This is a genomic window from Bradyrhizobium sp. Gha, from assembly GCF_900113735.1.
Classification (GTDB): Bacteria; Pseudomonadota; Alphaproteobacteria; order Rhizobiales; family Xanthobacteraceae; genus Bradyrhizobium.
The window spans coordinates 1-13,362 of the sequence record NZ_FOQM01000040.1 but is presented as its reverse complement, the minus strand read 5'-3'; the positions used below and the strand labels follow the sequence as shown (position 1 = coordinate 13,362).

The following is a 13,362-nucleotide window of genomic DNA, read 5'->3' as shown; positions in this document are numbered from 1 at the left end:
CGCTCTAACCAACGAATAAACAGGAGGAGGCGACCAATGAAGACAAAATCCCTTTTGAGCACCGCATCGCTCGCGCTGGTGATCGCGGCTTTCTCGGCCGGCGCACAGGCGCAGATCGCGATCGGCCATCTCGCCGATTACTCCGGCGGCACCTCCGACGTCGGCACGCCCTATGGCCAGGCCGTCGCCGACACCTTCGCCTGGGTCAACAAGAACGGCGGCGTCGCCGGCAAGCAGCTCACCGTCGACACCAACGATTACGGCTACCAGGTGCCGAAGGCGATCGCGCTCTACAAGAAGTGGTCGGCGCCGGACAGCAAGGTCGCCGCGATCATGGGCTGGGGCACCGCGGACACCGAAGCGCTGACCGGCTTCCTCGCCCAGGACAAGATTCCAGACCTCTCCGGCTCCTACGCCGCCGCTCTCACCGACCCCGAAGGCACCAGCGGCAAGGCCAAGCCCGCTCCTTACAATTTCTTCTACGGCCCGAGCTATTCGGATTCGCTCCGCGCGATGCTGATCTGGGCGGCCGAGGACTGGAAGGCCAGGGGAAAACCAGGCAAGCCGAAATTCGTGCACATGGGCGCCAATCACCCCTACCCGAACGCGCCGAAGGCGGCCGGCGAAGCCATGGCGCAGGAGCTCGGCTTCGAGGTGCTGCCGCCGCTGGTGTTCGCGCTGGCGCCGGGTGACTACAGCGCACAGTGCCTGAGCCTGAAATCCTCGGGCGCCAACTACGCCTATCTCGGCAACACTGCGGCCTCCAACATCTCGGTGATGAAGGCGTGCAAGACCGCCGGCGTCGAGATCCAGTTCCTCGGCAATGTCTGGGGCATGGACGAGAACGCCGCCAAGACGGCCGGAGATGCCGCCAACGGCGTGATCTTCCCGCTGCGCACCGCGGTGAGCTGGGGCGGCGATGCGCCCGGCATGAAGACGGTGATGGAGATCTCCAAAATGTCCGACCCGTCAGGCAAGGTTTATCGTCCGGTCCATTACATCGCCGCCGTCTGCTCGGCGCTGTACATGAAGGAGGCGCTCGACTGGGCCGCCAAGAACGGCGGCGCCACCGGCGACAACGTCGCGAAGGGCTTTTACCAGAAGAAGGACTGGGTCCCGGCAGGCATGGAAGGCGTCTGCAATCCCTCGACCTGGACCGACAAGGACCATCGCGGCACGCTGAAGGTCGATCTCTATCGCACCAGCATCACAGGCGCGACCGATGGCGATCTCAACGACCTCATGGCCAAGGGCACGATCAAGCTCGAGAAGGTCAAGACCGTCGAGCTGCCGCGCAAGCCTGAACTGCTAGGCTGGTGAGCGCGGCTTTGTCCATACCCACAAATGTCATCCCCCGCGAAGGCGGGGGATCCAGCACGCCGCGGCTTCTCCGTGAATCTCAGGCGTCTCTGGAATACTGGATCGCCCGGTCAAGCCGGGCGATGACGGCGGAGAATGACGACGCATGACCCAGACCGCAGAAGCTGTTCGCCCGTCCCCCGCTGTGGCCCCCGCTCCCCTCCTCGCCGTGCGCAACATCGAGGTCGTCTATGACGACGTCATCCTGGTGCTGCGCGGTCTCAGCCTCGACGTGCCCAAGGGCGCGATCGTGGCGCTGCTGGGCGCCAACGGTGCCGGCAAGTCGACGACGCTGAAGGCGATCTCGGGGCTGCTCAAGACCGAGGACGGCGAGGTCACCCGCGGCGAGATCCTGTTTCAGGGCGAGCCGATCGCCGGAATCGATCCCGACAAGATCGTCCGCCGCGGCATCTTCCAGGTGATGGAGGGTCGGCGCATCGTCGCCGACATGACGTCGCTAGAAAATCTCAAGCTCGGCGCTTTCACCCGCAACGATCGCGAGATCGACGCCGATCTCGACATGGTCTTCAACTATTTCCCGCGCCTGAAGGAGCGCACGGGCCTCGCCGGCTATCTCTCGGGTGGCGAGCAACAAATGCTCGCGATCGGTCGGGCACTGATGGCGCGTCCGAAGATGATCCTGATGGACGAGCCGTCGATGGGCCTGTCGCCGCTGCTGGTGAAAGAGGTGTTCGCAATCATCCAGAAGATCAACCGCGACCTCGGCGTCACCATCCTGCTGGTCGAGCAGAACGCGCGCGCCGCGCTGTCGGTGGCGAGCCACGGCTACATCATGGAGCAGGGCAAGGTCGTGCTCGACGGCAGCGCCGACGAGCTGCGCGACAACGAGGACGTCAAGGAGTTCTACCTCGGCGGCGCCGGCGACCAGCGCAAGAGCTTCAAGAACCTCAAGAGTTTCAAGCGGCGCAAAAGGTGGCTTTGACAAAGCGCTTTCAAGCGAAGTGGCAACCGGTTCGCGTGAAGAAAACGCGTCAAAACACAAGCGTCCTATTCAAGCACCTGCTCCGCTTCCGCGACGGCGCAGAGAACATGATAGAAGGAGGACGCAGGAATGGTGTCGATCAGAGATGTGCCGTCGCTGTCGAACTGGTCGTACCAGCCGCCTCGCACGGGATGGCTGAGGTAATGCCGTTCGAGCCGCACCAGCGCCGCACGCGCTTGCTCAGCCGCACCCGCCTCGCCGGACTCGGCCTGCGCCATCCAGGCCTTCGCGATCTCGGTCTGCGGCCACAGCCGGCGCGTCGAGCGGCGGATGTTGCCGGCGTCGTCGCCCTCGTCGACGAGACAGCCGGTGGCCGCGTCGCGATAGCGCTGCGCGGTCGCAAGCAGCTCGGCGCGCCGCTGGGCGGTCGGACAGCCCGTGATGCGTTCAAATCCCTTCAGCAGCCAGACCCATTCCGCCTGGTGGCCGGCCTCGACGCTGACAGGCTCGATTTTCGACCAATCCTCCTCGAAATACTCCCCGAGCGCACATGTCCGCTTGTCGTAGAGATTGGCGAGGAACAGCGCGAAGAACTCGCCGGCGCGATTCTGGAACGACAGATCGTGGGTCGCGTCGAAACACGCGATCATCGCCTCGAACAAATGCATCTGCGGGTTCTGCCGGCGCGGCAGCGACAGCGGCAGGCCTTCATGGACGCCGCCATGGGGCGAGCGCAGATGGCCGTCGAGAAAGGCGAGCAGCGCATCGATCTCGGCGCGGATTTGTGCGTCCTGGTCGAGCGAGTAGACGGTGGCGAGCGCAAACAGGATGAACGCATGGTCGTAGGCGTCGCGCCGCGCATCCAGCACGGCGCCATCAGGCGTCAGCCGGTGCACATAGCCGGGCTTGCCGTCCGGCGCCTTCGCTTTGGCCAGCATGTGCTCGAGCCCCTTCAGCGCAATGGCGCGACCTTGCGGATACCAGCCCAACTGCGCCGCCTTGGCGTAGCAATAGATTTGCCGCGCCTGCACGAACACGCGCCGGGGCGCAGCCACGTCGGCCGTCCCATCGCGGTGCAGCCGGTCGATGAAGCCGCCTGTCGCCTGGTCCCAGCCGACGGTCGACCACAGCGGGATCGCATCCTCGATCATGCGGCGCTTCAGGCGCGCGACGACCTCAGCCGTCTCGTCCGCTGGAATGATGCTTTCGTCCGCCATCGTGTCCTCTCCACGCCCTGCCAAAGGCCGTCTGATACCCATGCAGGCGGCGGCACGCAACGGATGCCAACCCGGAAAGACCCGCCATGACCGCCTATTACGACGCCATCGAGACGCGCGATCATGCGGCGCGCGAGGCCGACCTGTTCGCCCGCCTGCCGGACGTGCTGCGCGGCGCCATGGCCGCGCCTGCCTATGCCGAGCGGCTCAAGGGCATCGATCCCGCCTCGGTGACCTCGAGGGCCGCGCTGGCGGCCCTGCCGGTGCTGCGCAAGTCGGAACTGCCCGCCCGGCACAAGGCCTCCCAGCCCTTCGGCGGCTTCGTGGCGGCGGCGACGGGGTCGTTCGCCCGCCTATTCACCTCACCGGGGCCGATCTTCGAGCCGGAGGGACGGCAGGCCGATCCCTGGCGCGGCGCACGGGCGCTGTTCGCGGCCGGGTTCCGCCCGGAGGACATCGTGCTCAACACCTTCAGCTACCACCTCACCCCCGGTGGGTTCATTTTTGACTCGTCGGCACGCGCGCTCGGCTGCGCCGTGATCCCCGCCGGTCCGGGCAACACCGAGCAGCAATTCGAGCTGATCGAGGCCTATCGTCCGGTCGGCTACAGCGGCACGCCCGACTTCCTGAAGATCCTGCTCGACGCAGCAGCCACCGCGGGCCGCGACGTTTCCTCGATCAAGCGCGCGCTGGTCTCGGGCGCGGCCTTCCCGCCCTCGCTCCAGGCCGAGATCAAGGCGCGCGGCATCGACGCCTACCAGGCCTTCGGCACCGCCGATCTCGGCCTTGTCGCGTTCGAGACCGCGGCGCGCGACGGCATGGTCGTGAACGAGGACCTGATCATGGAGATCGTCAAGCCCGGCACCGGTGATCCCGTGACGCCGGGCGACGTCGGCGAGATCGTGGTGACCTCGCTCGATCCGCACCATCCCTGGATCCGGCTGGCGCTAGGCGACCTCACCGCAGAGCTGCCGGGCCCAAGCAAATGCGGCCGGACCAATATGCGCATCAAGGGCTGGATGGGCCGCGCCGACCAGACCACCAAGGTCAAGGGCATGTTCATCCGCCCCGAGCAAGTGGCCGAGATTGGCAAGCGCCATCCCGCGCTCGGGCGGCTGCGGCTCGTCGTCGTCCGCCAGGGCGAGGCCGACGCGATGACGCTGAAGGCGGAATGCGCCGAGACAAGCGATGCTCTGCGGGAGGAAATTGCCGGCACCTTGCGCGCGGTGACGAAGCTCGGCGGCGGCGTCGAGCTGGTCAGCCCGGGCGCGCTGCCGAACGACGGCAAGATGATCGCGGACGAGCGCTGAGACCTCTCAAATCCCAATTCCCTGCGAGCAGGGAATTTTGCAGGGAAAAACCGCTAATGTAAGTCCTTTCTAGCGGCGAACAGCGGCAGAAGCGCCTGCAAAATAAGGATTCCCAGCAGGTAGCCTCAAAATTGCTCTGGGAATTCGTTACGATCGGGCAGGGAATTCAGCGCGACTAGCGCCAGTTGCCGTGCTTGCAGCTGCCGAAACTTGCCTTCTGGCGACCCGCTGCACTTGTCCCATTTGGGCGGCCAATCAGTTTCTTGAATGAGTTAGTCGTTCCCCGATGCTCGCATCTGCAGCCGACGCGAAAGCGCTTCCAACTTTTCCGTGACTCGCTCCCGTGCATCGGCACGCTCCCGATCCCTAGCGTCAGTCGCTTTGAGGGATGAATCAAGCACAGGCTCGATTCCCTGCACAAGCTTGAGGGGCCGTATATCTCCTTTCATCGCCTGGTTCACGGCTCCCTTCACCAGAGCTTCCATCTTCGTAATTTTGTATTTTTTTCCGTTCTCGCGCACCGTGACCTCCTGTTGGAGCTCTTCGTATAGTACGTCGGCGATTGTTTTGATGGGCCTGCTGTCGGCGATGGGTTTCCTGGGCTTGCGACCGCCGCTCGGATTACCCGACTGCCCTTTTTTGAATTGCCCATGCCGGGGCGGTCGCCGATATCCAACCTTGTAGTCATTCCCGCCGTCATTGTCCCCGGACATGATGTGCAGCCTCCACATGGCGATCAGAACATTCTCCCGCCAGAATGTGCGCCGCGAAGCCGGCACTGAACGCTTGCCAAACGCGAGATGATGAGACCGATGTCCACGAGGCACGAGATCTCGCTGCACCAACGCCTCCCGTTTCCGCAGCAAGCAACGACGTCTCCTTGCCCAGAAACGGAAGGGAGTGCGTCTCTTCTGCGCGAGGATCGGTGAATATTGGCGCGTTGAAATCGGGATCCGAAATGAGGCGGTCGAAGATCCGATGAATTTGGCGCCCACCGTAAATTCGCGGCGCGCTCCTGCCGTCCAAGATCGGTTGATCGAAGTCACCATAGACGATTTTCAATTGGTTGCTCATGCAGCCCCTTTCTTTTGTTAGAGCGAACATCAACATCGACGCCTGAGTACACAGACATCTTTGCTCCGCTTCAAAATCAGGGAAACGCCGCCTGAACTCCTCCTCCTAGCGGGCCCACACCAATACCCGGTGGCGCTCGGAGACGATGGCCCAGCTAGTGGGCCAGAGCTTGTCTGAAACTCGTTAGCGAATCGTTACCTAGCCCGCTGACGATTGCCGCTCGATAAAGTCGGCTCGCTTGACGTGCTTTAGTTCGTCGGCCTGCTCGGTTTGCGGAGCCGTACGCCTTGTCCACTTCCATTCTCCGATAGGAAGTCGACCCCGGCAGACACAACTGCGGTTACGATCTTCTGAACGGTTTGATCACGCCCCCCCAGCAATCCATCCGATGCCTCGAGCCGCTTGATAGTTGGAACCGACAATTCAGCGGCTCTCGCCAAGTCGTCTTGGGACCAGCCCAATAGCGCGCGAGCGGCTTTGATCTGGCGGATTGATACTTTTAGTATTGACTTTGATTGGACCATGATTGATACTTTTAGTATCGTTCCAATACTTCCGAATCGAATAAGGAGAATTGCAATGATCCCTGACTTTGCCAATGCAATCGCTACGCGGCGCGCGTTTATCGGCGGCTCCGATGCTCGGGTTATTATGGGCGACGAGGCTGGGGCGCTGCTGCGGCTCTGGGCGTTAAAACGCGGCGAGTGCGAGCCAGAGGACTTTTCGGGCGATTTGCTCGTCCAGCTCGGCACCGCGACCGAGCCCCTTAACCGCGCCTGGTACGAACGCCAAAGCGGGAATGCGGTCGAGCACATTCAGCGAAGGGTGCTACACCCGGTCCATCGGTGGATGGGCGCGACCTTGGATGGCCGAGTACACCAAACCGGTGACGTCTTTGAATCCAAATTCATGCTGCCTTGGAATTTTTCCGAGGAAGCGGCGGCGGAAAAGCACATGGCACAACTGCAGCATAACATGTGGGTCGTCGCCGCCCGCGCCGCGGTGCTGTCGATCATCACCGGTGGTGGCAAATGGGTGGAGATCAAGATCCATGCCGATCCGCTGTACCAGCATCTTCTGCTCACCGCAGAGAAGAAGTTTTGGCGCTGCGTGCAAACCGGCGAGGCACCCCAGCTGTTTGGCATCGAAGCGCCGCGACCGCGACTGGCGGCAGTGCGGGTGGTCGACATGACAGGCTCGAATGCTTGGGCGGAATTTGCCGCGATCTATCGCAAAACCCGTGCCGCGGCGGTGGAGCACGAACGGGCGAAAACCGAGCTAAAGGCGCTGGTGCCAGAAGACGCCAAGGAGGCGAGCGGCAACGGCTTGCGCGCAAAGCGTTCCAAGGCGGGCGCGATCAGCTTCGAAGTGGTCGGCGCAACCTAAGCGGTCGCTGAGCTCTGCGTCAAAGGCCGCAGCTTGCGACCAGCTCCATTTCTCACCGTCCCTGGTGGTCTGCCGATGCAGTCGCCCCTTGAATTTGTCCATCTCGATCCGTCCCGCGATCCACCAGAGTCTTACCAAGCGGCTTTCGAGTTGTTCGGTGAACTCTGGGCCAAACTGCGCAGCTTTAAATCGAGCTGCTCGCAGGACCACGTCCTTCTTACCTTGATCGGTCATTTGGAGCACCAACTGGTCGTCATCGGACTCGTCCTGGGGATCCAAGTTAATTTGATGACCGATAACCTCGAGTGGAGACCGCGATGCAGCGATCCAGCGAGACCATCAGCCAAATCGCCGGGGCGTTCGCCAAGGCGCAGGCCGAGCTTGAAAACCCGGAAAAGCTATTGACTGCAACGATCGTATCGCGGTTCCCCGGCGAAGAGAGCCGCAGCTTCCGCTATGCCTCGCTCGCCAGCGGACTAGAGGTCGTGCGCAAGTGCCTCACCAAATACGAGATCGCAACCATCCAGGCTACCGCAATTGAATCGGAGAGCGGGCTGATCAAGCTGACAACCACCCTGCTCCACGCCTCGGGCGAATGGATTGCTTCTGACTGGCCGGTGTGCCCGGCCGCGGAAACCGCCGCCCCACATCGAATGGGCGCGGCGCTGACCTACGCCCGACGCTACGCGCTGTTCACGCTGGTCGGGATTGCCGGCGAGGATGACCTCGACGCCCCGCCGAGCGCAGAGGCGCGAACGCCTCTGAGCACCAAACCAAAGCCCGGCAAGGGCATCCGCAACCGGCGGCCCGTTTTGGGGCCGCCGCAGTCTGTTCAGCTTCGCGAGCAGCTGTTGCGCGAACTGGCGGACCTGTCCCCCGAGCAGGATCTGCTGGCCTGGGCCATGGCGACCATTCCGCTCAAGAACATCCTTCTGGAGCCGGACGCCCGAATCGTTGAGGCCGCCTATCGCAGCAAAACCGAGGAAGCTACCGGTCCGACGACCGATCTAGTCGGGGAAGCACCCACCTCGGAGCCAGTGCATGGAATGTGGCCGGAGCCGCTTTCGCCAGGTGCCGAGGGCCTCGAGGCGAAGCCGCTGCCGTCTGCACCTGAGGCCAGGGGTCGCCCGTCCCAAAGAGGCGCCCCGCAAGCGCAGCAAAGCGCATCTGTTGTTTGTCGGCCAACAGCCCTGCCTCGTGTGCCAGCACACCCCGTGCGATGCCCATCATCTGAAATTCGCACAGCCCCGTGCACTCGGCCGCAAGGTCAGTGATGAGTTTGCCGTGCCGTTGTGCCGCGCGCATCACGAAGAGCTGCATCGGCACGGCAACGAGCGGGCGTGGTGGGCGAACCTGCAAATCGCGCCATTGTCCGTCGCGCAGGAGCTATGGGCAGCAAGCCCAGTCCACGATCCCGCCGGGGCCGCTACACCGAGCCGCTTGCCGTAAATCTGGGTTCGCAGGCTGCCCGATGAATGGCCCGGCACTCCGGCAGGCGATCTTCGCGGATCGCGCGCCACAGTGTGCCATGGAGTGGCTGCGCGCGATCCATGTCGCCGAGCTATGTTACGCAATCCAGCGCTACCGCATGTTGCGGCACCGATTGCTCGGGACTTGTCGCCAAAAGGCGATTGAAGGGTGCGGATTCCGACGAAGTAGTCCGGGTGTACCGCGACGACGAGGACGGCTTGCTCGACGTTGGCCTTGTCGCGCGGTTTGCGCCGCGCCGTAATGCGCCGCCATCTCCACATAGGTGCCCTTGATTTGCGGGTCGTACAAGCTCGCCTTGATGACTGCGACCTTGGTATTGTCGGGACCAGCGGCGCCGGGACGAGGCCCGCTCGCCGCGAAGGCCCAACATGGGCGCTGATCCAGTCGGCGAGCCCTGCGTCCACGTCGCCTCCACGTAGGTGAAGCTCGAGGCGCCGAGCATGGCGACGAAGATCTGCGCCGTCCTCCGTTCGCCGGTGAAGCGGTCGACCATCGATGTGCTGCAGAGCCGCGGCGAAATCGCCCCGCAAGATCTGTCCCGCAATCTGATTGTCCAACTCGGCACCATCGGCCGAAGACCTCAACCGAAGCTGGTACCAAGGCAGCACTGGCCAAGCGATCATCGACATTCAGAAGCGCGTGCCTCATCCCGTCATTCCTGGATGGCAGCAACGCTGGATGGCATCGTCGCGCTGACCGGCGCGGTGTTCGAAACCAAATTCATGCTGCCCTGGGCCTGCAGCGAAGAGGTGGCGGCCAGCACAACATGTGGGTGGTCGCGGCGCGGTCGGCCGTGCTCTCGATCATCACCGGCGGCGGCAAATGGATCGAACTCACTTTGCATGCCGACCCGCTCTATCAACACCTGCTGCTGACCGCAAAGAAGAAATTCTGGCGCTGCGTGGAGAGCGGCGCGGCACGGCGCGCACATCTTGGTCCGGCGGCCTCGCCGTGATGAACAGGCCATTCCACCCTCGCACCAGGTCACCGCGACCGCGCTGCCGGACGAGCTCAAGCATTAGCGCGCCGCCCTTGCTGCTGCCGGGCAAGAGCGTCCAGCACTCACAAGGCGCTGCGGCACAGATCTTTGCCGACCTCGCGCCACGATCCGCGATCGAATGGCTGCTCGCCATCGACGTCGCCGAATCGTCGTGGGAGATCCAACGCTATCGGCTGCTGCGCCACAAACTGCTTGATATCTATCGCCAAAAGGCAATTGAGGCCGCGTTACGGCGAATCGACTTGGTTGGAATTGGATCCGAATGCCAAGACGAGGCCGAGTACTACACGCTTCAAAACGCTCTGAGCTGGCGGATTGATCCAATTGCGACAAGCGAAATCGAGACGCGTCTTGCTGCTTACGGCTTCGATCAACACGCCATCAGCACCGAGGTCTACGTGCAGGCGCGCGAGGTCCTGGTGCTGTTCGAGGGTCTGCTTAACGCGGCACAAACCAAGCGCATGCTGCTGCTTCGCGAGATCAGGAACCAGCGATTCCTAAGTGGACCGATCAGCCGATCACGCCTCTGAAGGTGACCGAGCTAGGTCGCCAACGCGACTGACACCTGAGCAGGTAAGCCCCTGGAAGATGCGGCTGCTCTGTTTGGCCGCTGATTGCGGCGGAGTTTCCGGTGACGAAAAGCTGTGCCCTACCAGCCATGCCAGCGCCGCCGAGCACACAGCAGAAAGGAAAGCGGCCCAAAACCACGAGCGGCCGCGCGCGGCGCTGATCGAACCCAAGGTACAGAAATGCGCCAGCCCAGCCGGATGCTGTAGCTTGCTTGCCTACTCCCCAGATCCCCTAAGGAGAAATGCACGCGAGCAACGAAAAACCCCGGCCAGGGCCGGGGCTTTAATCCTTGATCGCGAGATCAAATCAGTACTTCGCGACGACGGGGCCCGTCCAGTTGAAGCGGTAGACCAGCGAGGTCGAGATCGTCTGGTTCCAGCTGTTGGCGCGGATGCTGTTGCCAACGGGGAGGTTGGTACCGTCGAACAGCTCGTCAGAGGTCTTGGCGTTATAGAAGGCCGAACGATACTCGGTCTTCATGAACCAGCCAGGCGAAGAGATGCCGAAGAAATTCAGGCTGTTCTCGACACCACCGCCAACGAACCAGCCGTTGCGGTTGTAACCATTGAGATGGATACCCGCGGGAACGCCAGCCAGGTCGGTGAAGTTCGTGCTGCCGAAGTGGGCGCCGGAATAACCGCCGTTTACGTAGGTGAGAACGTTCGGAGCGACCAGCCAGCCGAGACGCACACCAGCGGCCCAGGAGTCTTCCAGCTTCTGCCGGCCGGTGATCCCAAGGGTCGGATCCTGGATGGTGGCGCGGATGCTACCGAACTGACCGTCAGCGAAGACGCCGGCAACCCAGGTGCCGCTGAACTGCCAGTCATAGCCGAGGCCGACGGTGCCGAACCAGCCCGAGCCACCCTGACGCTGATCGATCGTCAGCGGAACTGCACCGACAGTGGTCTGGACGTGCTGGTCGGCATTCGAGAGACCACCGCCGCCACCACCGAAGATGTAGAAGCCGGTCCAGTTCGCGACGGGAGCCGCCATCGGCGCCTTCACATAGGGACGGGCCGCAAGGTCGGCCGCCGAAGCCGAACCGGTCATCGCCGCAACCGCGGTCAGAGCGAGCAAAAGCTTCTTCATCTAAAATCCCCAAGCAGAGTGCGTCGATGTCTTGGACAATGTACTTGGACGAGCCCAAAATGCTGTAACCAAAGGGCCACAGTGACGGGCAATCGAAGAGCCATGCTGACTAGCAACAAGGCAATTCTGGGGGAACTATTCCGCGACAACCCAGCGGCAATAGCGAGCTATCTGACTGAAAAGATGAGTGAAAACGACCTTGATGCCGCGCGGACGGGTCTCAGCCTCGTTATGCAGGCTCAAAACGTGCAGATGTTAGCACGCGACGCCGGTTTAAGGCGAGATACCCTTTATAAAACCTTCGGTGGCCGAATCGACCCTCACCTCAGCCGAATCTTGAAGCTCTACGACGCGTTGAACGTCCGGGCCGGAGTCGTGCCTGCAAATCCTTCTGACGGGCTGACCCGACCCAGCTCGATGATAGCGGATGCATCAAATTCGTTCGCCGAGCAACTAACCAAAGCCTTGGCCGGCAATTGCTTCAACGAGGCAGTCCTTGCATTGAGGGAGGTCGCCTTTTCTCAGAATGTCTCGGCTTTGGCGCGGGCCTCAGCTATTCAGCGCAGAACGATCTACAAGACTTTCGGCGGCACCGTCGATCCGCAGCTCAGTCGTATTTTGAAGCTTTTCAAAGCAATGCAACTTCGGTTCGTCGTCGTGCCGCTTCTACCGAGATCGAGGCCACCCCGACCCAAACTTGGTCGACCCTTAAAAGCGTCCGGCACCTGAGCCGTGAATCGCCTAGGTAGCATTGCGAAAATTGGTGCAGCAATCTGTGCGCGCTCCGCAACAACCTGCGCCTAGGCCGACAACTAGCGCGCCCAGACTAGCCGCAATTTATTGGACAATCTAAGGCGATCTTGGCACTGGGCGACCCGTTTCCCTCTTTCGGGTAATCACCGGGCACCAGCAAGCGACGTCATCTCCGGGGTCTCCGGTTATGCTCGTCGCGCACAAAGATCTCCAACATCTTGCATATTCGAGGTTTTCCAGCTCGCTACTGATCGAAGGCGTGTACAAGCGGCCCCGGGATCTCACCTCGGAGCTGCGGGGCTTGTTGGCAGTGCAGCCAGCGGCTGCACGCGCCATACCGGTGGCCTTTGTTGAGAGCAATTGGCGCTGAAGCGCCAGATTGAAGGCGGATGACCAGCGGGATCGAGAACCGGACCTGCGGGCGAACTCAGCGATGATAATGCCCGCGCCGCACTGGAGTAGGTTTCATCAGGTGCACGAAGGGATTGACCATATTGTAGGCGCAGAGGAACTCGCGGCGTGGTGCCCCGTCCCTCAAGAGTGCCCCTCTCAACATGATCAGAACAGTATGATCAGAGGGGCCAGTTTTGCCGAGCAGTCGGATCACGGCACAATCAAGACGGGTCGCGTTTTCGGGCTTTATGTATTCGCCTTGAATACGCATCCACCATGCTTACGATTGCGTTCTCTCTTCCCTTCACGAGATCGTCTCGATGTTTCCCAAGCCGAAATCCGTGTTGTTGCCCAACACCTACGCCTTCGAATCCGAGCCGATGGTGAAGCCCACCGGCTTTCGCGAATACGACGCGCGCTGGCTGTTCCAGAAGGAAATCAACCTGATGGGGGTCCAGGCGCTCGGCATGGGGCTGGGCGCGCTGATCGCCGAACTCGGTGTCCCTCGAGAGATCGTCACCGGCCATGATTTCCGCGGCTATTCTGCCTCGATCAAATATGCGCTGATTTCCGGCCTGATGGCTGCGGGCTGCAAGGTCCATGACATCGGGCTTGCGGTGACGCCGATGGCCTATTTCGCGCAATTCGATCTCGACGTGCCTGCTGTCGCGATGGTGACCGCCTCGCACAACGACAACGGCTGGACCGGCGTGAAGATGGGCGCCAATCGCCCGCTGACCTTCGGCCCCGACGAGATGACGCGGCTCAAGGAGATCG

The 13,362-nt window shown here is 62.3% G+C and carries 13 protein-coding genes and 2 pseudogenes; 10 read left to right on the top strand and 5 right to left on the bottom strand.

Going from position 1 to position 13,362, the window contains the following annotated elements; translation table 11 throughout:
* Window positions 1-36 precede the first annotated feature (36 nt).
* Both BM222_RS32720 and BM222_RS32715 read left to right on the top strand, forming a co-directional pair.
* On the top strand, window positions 37-1,320 hold the full coding sequence (locus BM222_RS32720) for an ABC transporter substrate-binding protein (RefSeq protein ID WP_092237809.1): 1,284 nt from the start codon (window positions 37-39) through the stop codon (window positions 1,318-1,320).
* Between the two features lie 145 nt (window positions 1,321-1,465).
* Window positions 1,466-2,302 (top strand): ABC transporter ATP-binding protein, encoded by an 837-nt coding sequence (locus BM222_RS32715; protein ID WP_092237806.1) that lies wholly within the window; start codon window positions 1,466-1,468, stop codon window positions 2,300-2,302.
* A 65-nt stretch (window positions 2,303-2,367) separates the two neighbouring features.
* Here the strand turns inward: BM222_RS32715 and BM222_RS32710 are convergent, their stop codons facing one another.
* Window positions 2,368-3,519: an AGE family epimerase/isomerase gene (locus BM222_RS32710; protein WP_177243598.1), complete on the bottom strand. Its 1,152-nt coding sequence runs from the start codon at window positions 3,517-3,519 to the stop codon at window positions 2,368-2,370.
* An 86-nt stretch (window positions 3,520-3,605) separates the two neighbouring features.
* Here BM222_RS32710 and BM222_RS32705 point away from each other — a divergent pair, with 86 nt between their 5' ends.
* Entirely contained in the window at window positions 3,606-4,829 is a 1,224-nt protein-coding gene (locus BM222_RS32705) for a phenylacetate--CoA ligase family protein (RefSeq protein WP_092237800.1), read from the top strand.
* Between the two features lie 272 nt (window positions 4,830-5,101).
* On the opposite strand, the gene BM222_RS32700 is transcribed toward BM222_RS32705, so the two are convergent.
* The 3 genes from BM222_RS32700 to BM222_RS32695 all read right to left on the bottom strand — a co-directional run bounded on the left by BM222_RS32700 (window position 5,102) and on the right by BM222_RS32695 (window position 6,427).
* Window positions 5,102-5,542 (bottom strand): DUF5681 domain-containing protein, encoded by a 441-nt coding sequence (locus BM222_RS32700; protein ID WP_143106136.1) that lies wholly within the window; start codon window positions 5,540-5,542, stop codon window positions 5,102-5,104.
* Window positions 5,526-5,903, bottom strand: a complete 378-nt coding sequence (locus BM222_RS40525; protein ID WP_143106135.1) for a hypothetical protein — start codon at window positions 5,901-5,903, stop codon at window positions 5,526-5,528. Before BM222_RS40525 ends, BM222_RS32700 begins: the two co-directional genes overlap by 17 nt.
* Before the next feature lie 248 nt (window positions 5,904-6,151).
* On the bottom strand, window positions 6,152-6,427 hold the full coding sequence (locus BM222_RS32695; RefSeq protein ID WP_092237796.1) for a helix-turn-helix domain-containing protein: 276 nt from the start codon (window positions 6,425-6,427) through the stop codon (window positions 6,152-6,154).
* Between the two features lie 55 nt (window positions 6,428-6,482).
* Between BM222_RS32695 and BM222_RS32690 the strand changes: the two genes are divergently transcribed.
* The 5 genes and pseudogenes from BM222_RS32690 to BM222_RS32665 all read left to right on the top strand — a co-directional run bounded on the left by BM222_RS32690 (window position 6,483) and on the right by BM222_RS32665 (window position 10,310).
* Window positions 6,483-7,289, top strand: coding sequence for a YqaJ viral recombinase family protein (locus BM222_RS32690; protein WP_092237793.1), 807 nt, complete (start codon window positions 6,483-6,485; stop codon window positions 7,287-7,289).
* A 317-nt stretch (window positions 7,290-7,606) separates the two neighbouring features.
* Complete coding sequence (locus BM222_RS32680; protein WP_349509893.1) at window positions 7,607-8,563, top strand: ERF family protein; 957 nt, start codon at window positions 7,607-7,609, stop codon at window positions 8,561-8,563.
* Window positions 8,460-8,738 carry a DUF968 domain-containing protein gene (locus BM222_RS43515; RefSeq protein WP_502690975.1) on the top strand — a complete coding sequence of 93 codons (279 nt, stop codon included), beginning with the start codon at window positions 8,460-8,462 and terminating at the stop codon, window positions 8,736-8,738. The genes BM222_RS32680 and BM222_RS43515 overlap by 104 nt, the downstream gene beginning before the upstream one ends.
* A gap of 545 nt (window positions 8,739-9,283) precedes the next feature.
* Window positions 9,284-9,693: pseudogene (locus tag BM222_RS32670) on the top strand (YqaJ viral recombinase family protein); the annotation flags it as partial.
* A gap of 119 nt (window positions 9,694-9,812) precedes the next feature.
* Entirely contained in the window at window positions 9,813-10,310 is a 498-nt protein-coding gene (locus BM222_RS32665; protein WP_244547353.1) for a hypothetical protein, read from the top strand.
* 346 nt (window positions 10,311-10,656) lie between these two features.
* Here BM222_RS32665 and BM222_RS32660 read toward each other — a convergent pair whose 3' ends face one another.
* Window positions 10,657-11,439, bottom strand: a complete 783-nt coding sequence (locus BM222_RS32660; protein WP_092237787.1) for an outer membrane protein — start codon at window positions 11,437-11,439, stop codon at window positions 10,657-10,659.
* A 102-nt stretch (window positions 11,440-11,541) separates the two neighbouring features.
* Here BM222_RS32660 and BM222_RS32655 point away from each other — a divergent pair, with 102 nt between their 5' ends.
* Window positions 11,542-12,168 carry a helix-turn-helix domain-containing transcriptional regulator gene (locus tag BM222_RS32655; protein ID WP_092237784.1) on the top strand — a complete coding sequence of 209 codons (627 nt, stop codon included), beginning with the start codon at window positions 11,542-11,544 and terminating at the stop codon, window positions 12,166-12,168.
* A gap of 737 nt (window positions 12,169-12,905) precedes the next feature.
* A pseudogene (locus BM222_RS32645) lies at window positions 12,906-13,362 on the top strand (phosphomannomutase/phosphoglucomutase); the annotation flags it as partial.

What these genes read in the sequence shown, in the direction of transcription:
- BM222_RS32690 (WP_092237793.1), top strand. Translation starts at nt 6,483, where the DNA reads ATGATCCCTGACTTTGCCAATGCAATCGCTACGCGGCGCGCGTTTATC.
- BM222_RS32715 (WP_092237806.1), top strand. Translation starts at nt 1,466, where the DNA reads ATGACCCAGACCGCAGAAGCTGTTCGCCCGTCCCCCGCTGTGGCCCCC.
- BM222_RS32695 (WP_092237796.1), bottom strand. Translation starts at nt 6,427, where the DNA reads ATGGTCCAATCAAAGTCAATACTAAAAGTATCAATCCGCCAGATCAAA.
- BM222_RS32705 (WP_092237800.1), top strand. Translation starts at nt 3,606, where the DNA reads ATGACCGCCTATTACGACGCCATCGAGACGCGCGATCATGCGGCGCGC.
- BM222_RS32655 (WP_092237784.1), top strand. Translation starts at nt 11,542, where the DNA reads ATGCTGACTAGCAACAAGGCAATTCTGGGGGAACTATTCCGCGACAAC.
- BM222_RS32660 (WP_092237787.1), bottom strand. Translation starts at nt 11,439, where the DNA reads ATGAAGAAGCTTTTGCTCGCTCTGACCGCGGTTGCGGCGATGACCGGT.
- BM222_RS32680 (WP_349509893.1), top strand. Translation starts at nt 7,607, where the DNA reads ATGCAGCGATCCAGCGAGACCATCAGCCAAATCGCCGGGGCGTTCGCC.
- BM222_RS32720 (WP_092237809.1), top strand. Translation starts at nt 37, where the DNA reads ATGAAGACAAAATCCCTTTTGAGCACCGCATCGCTCGCGCTGGTGATC.
- BM222_RS40525 (WP_143106135.1), bottom strand. Translation starts at nt 5,903, where the DNA reads ATGAGCAACCAATTGAAAATCGTCTATGGTGACTTCGATCAACCGATC.
- BM222_RS32710 (WP_177243598.1), bottom strand. Translation starts at nt 3,519, where the DNA reads ATGGCGGACGAAAGCATCATTCCAGCGGACGAGACGGCTGAGGTCGTC.
- BM222_RS32700 (WP_143106136.1), bottom strand. Translation starts at nt 5,542, where the DNA reads ATGTCCGGGGACAATGACGGCGGGAATGACTACAAGGTTGGATATCGG.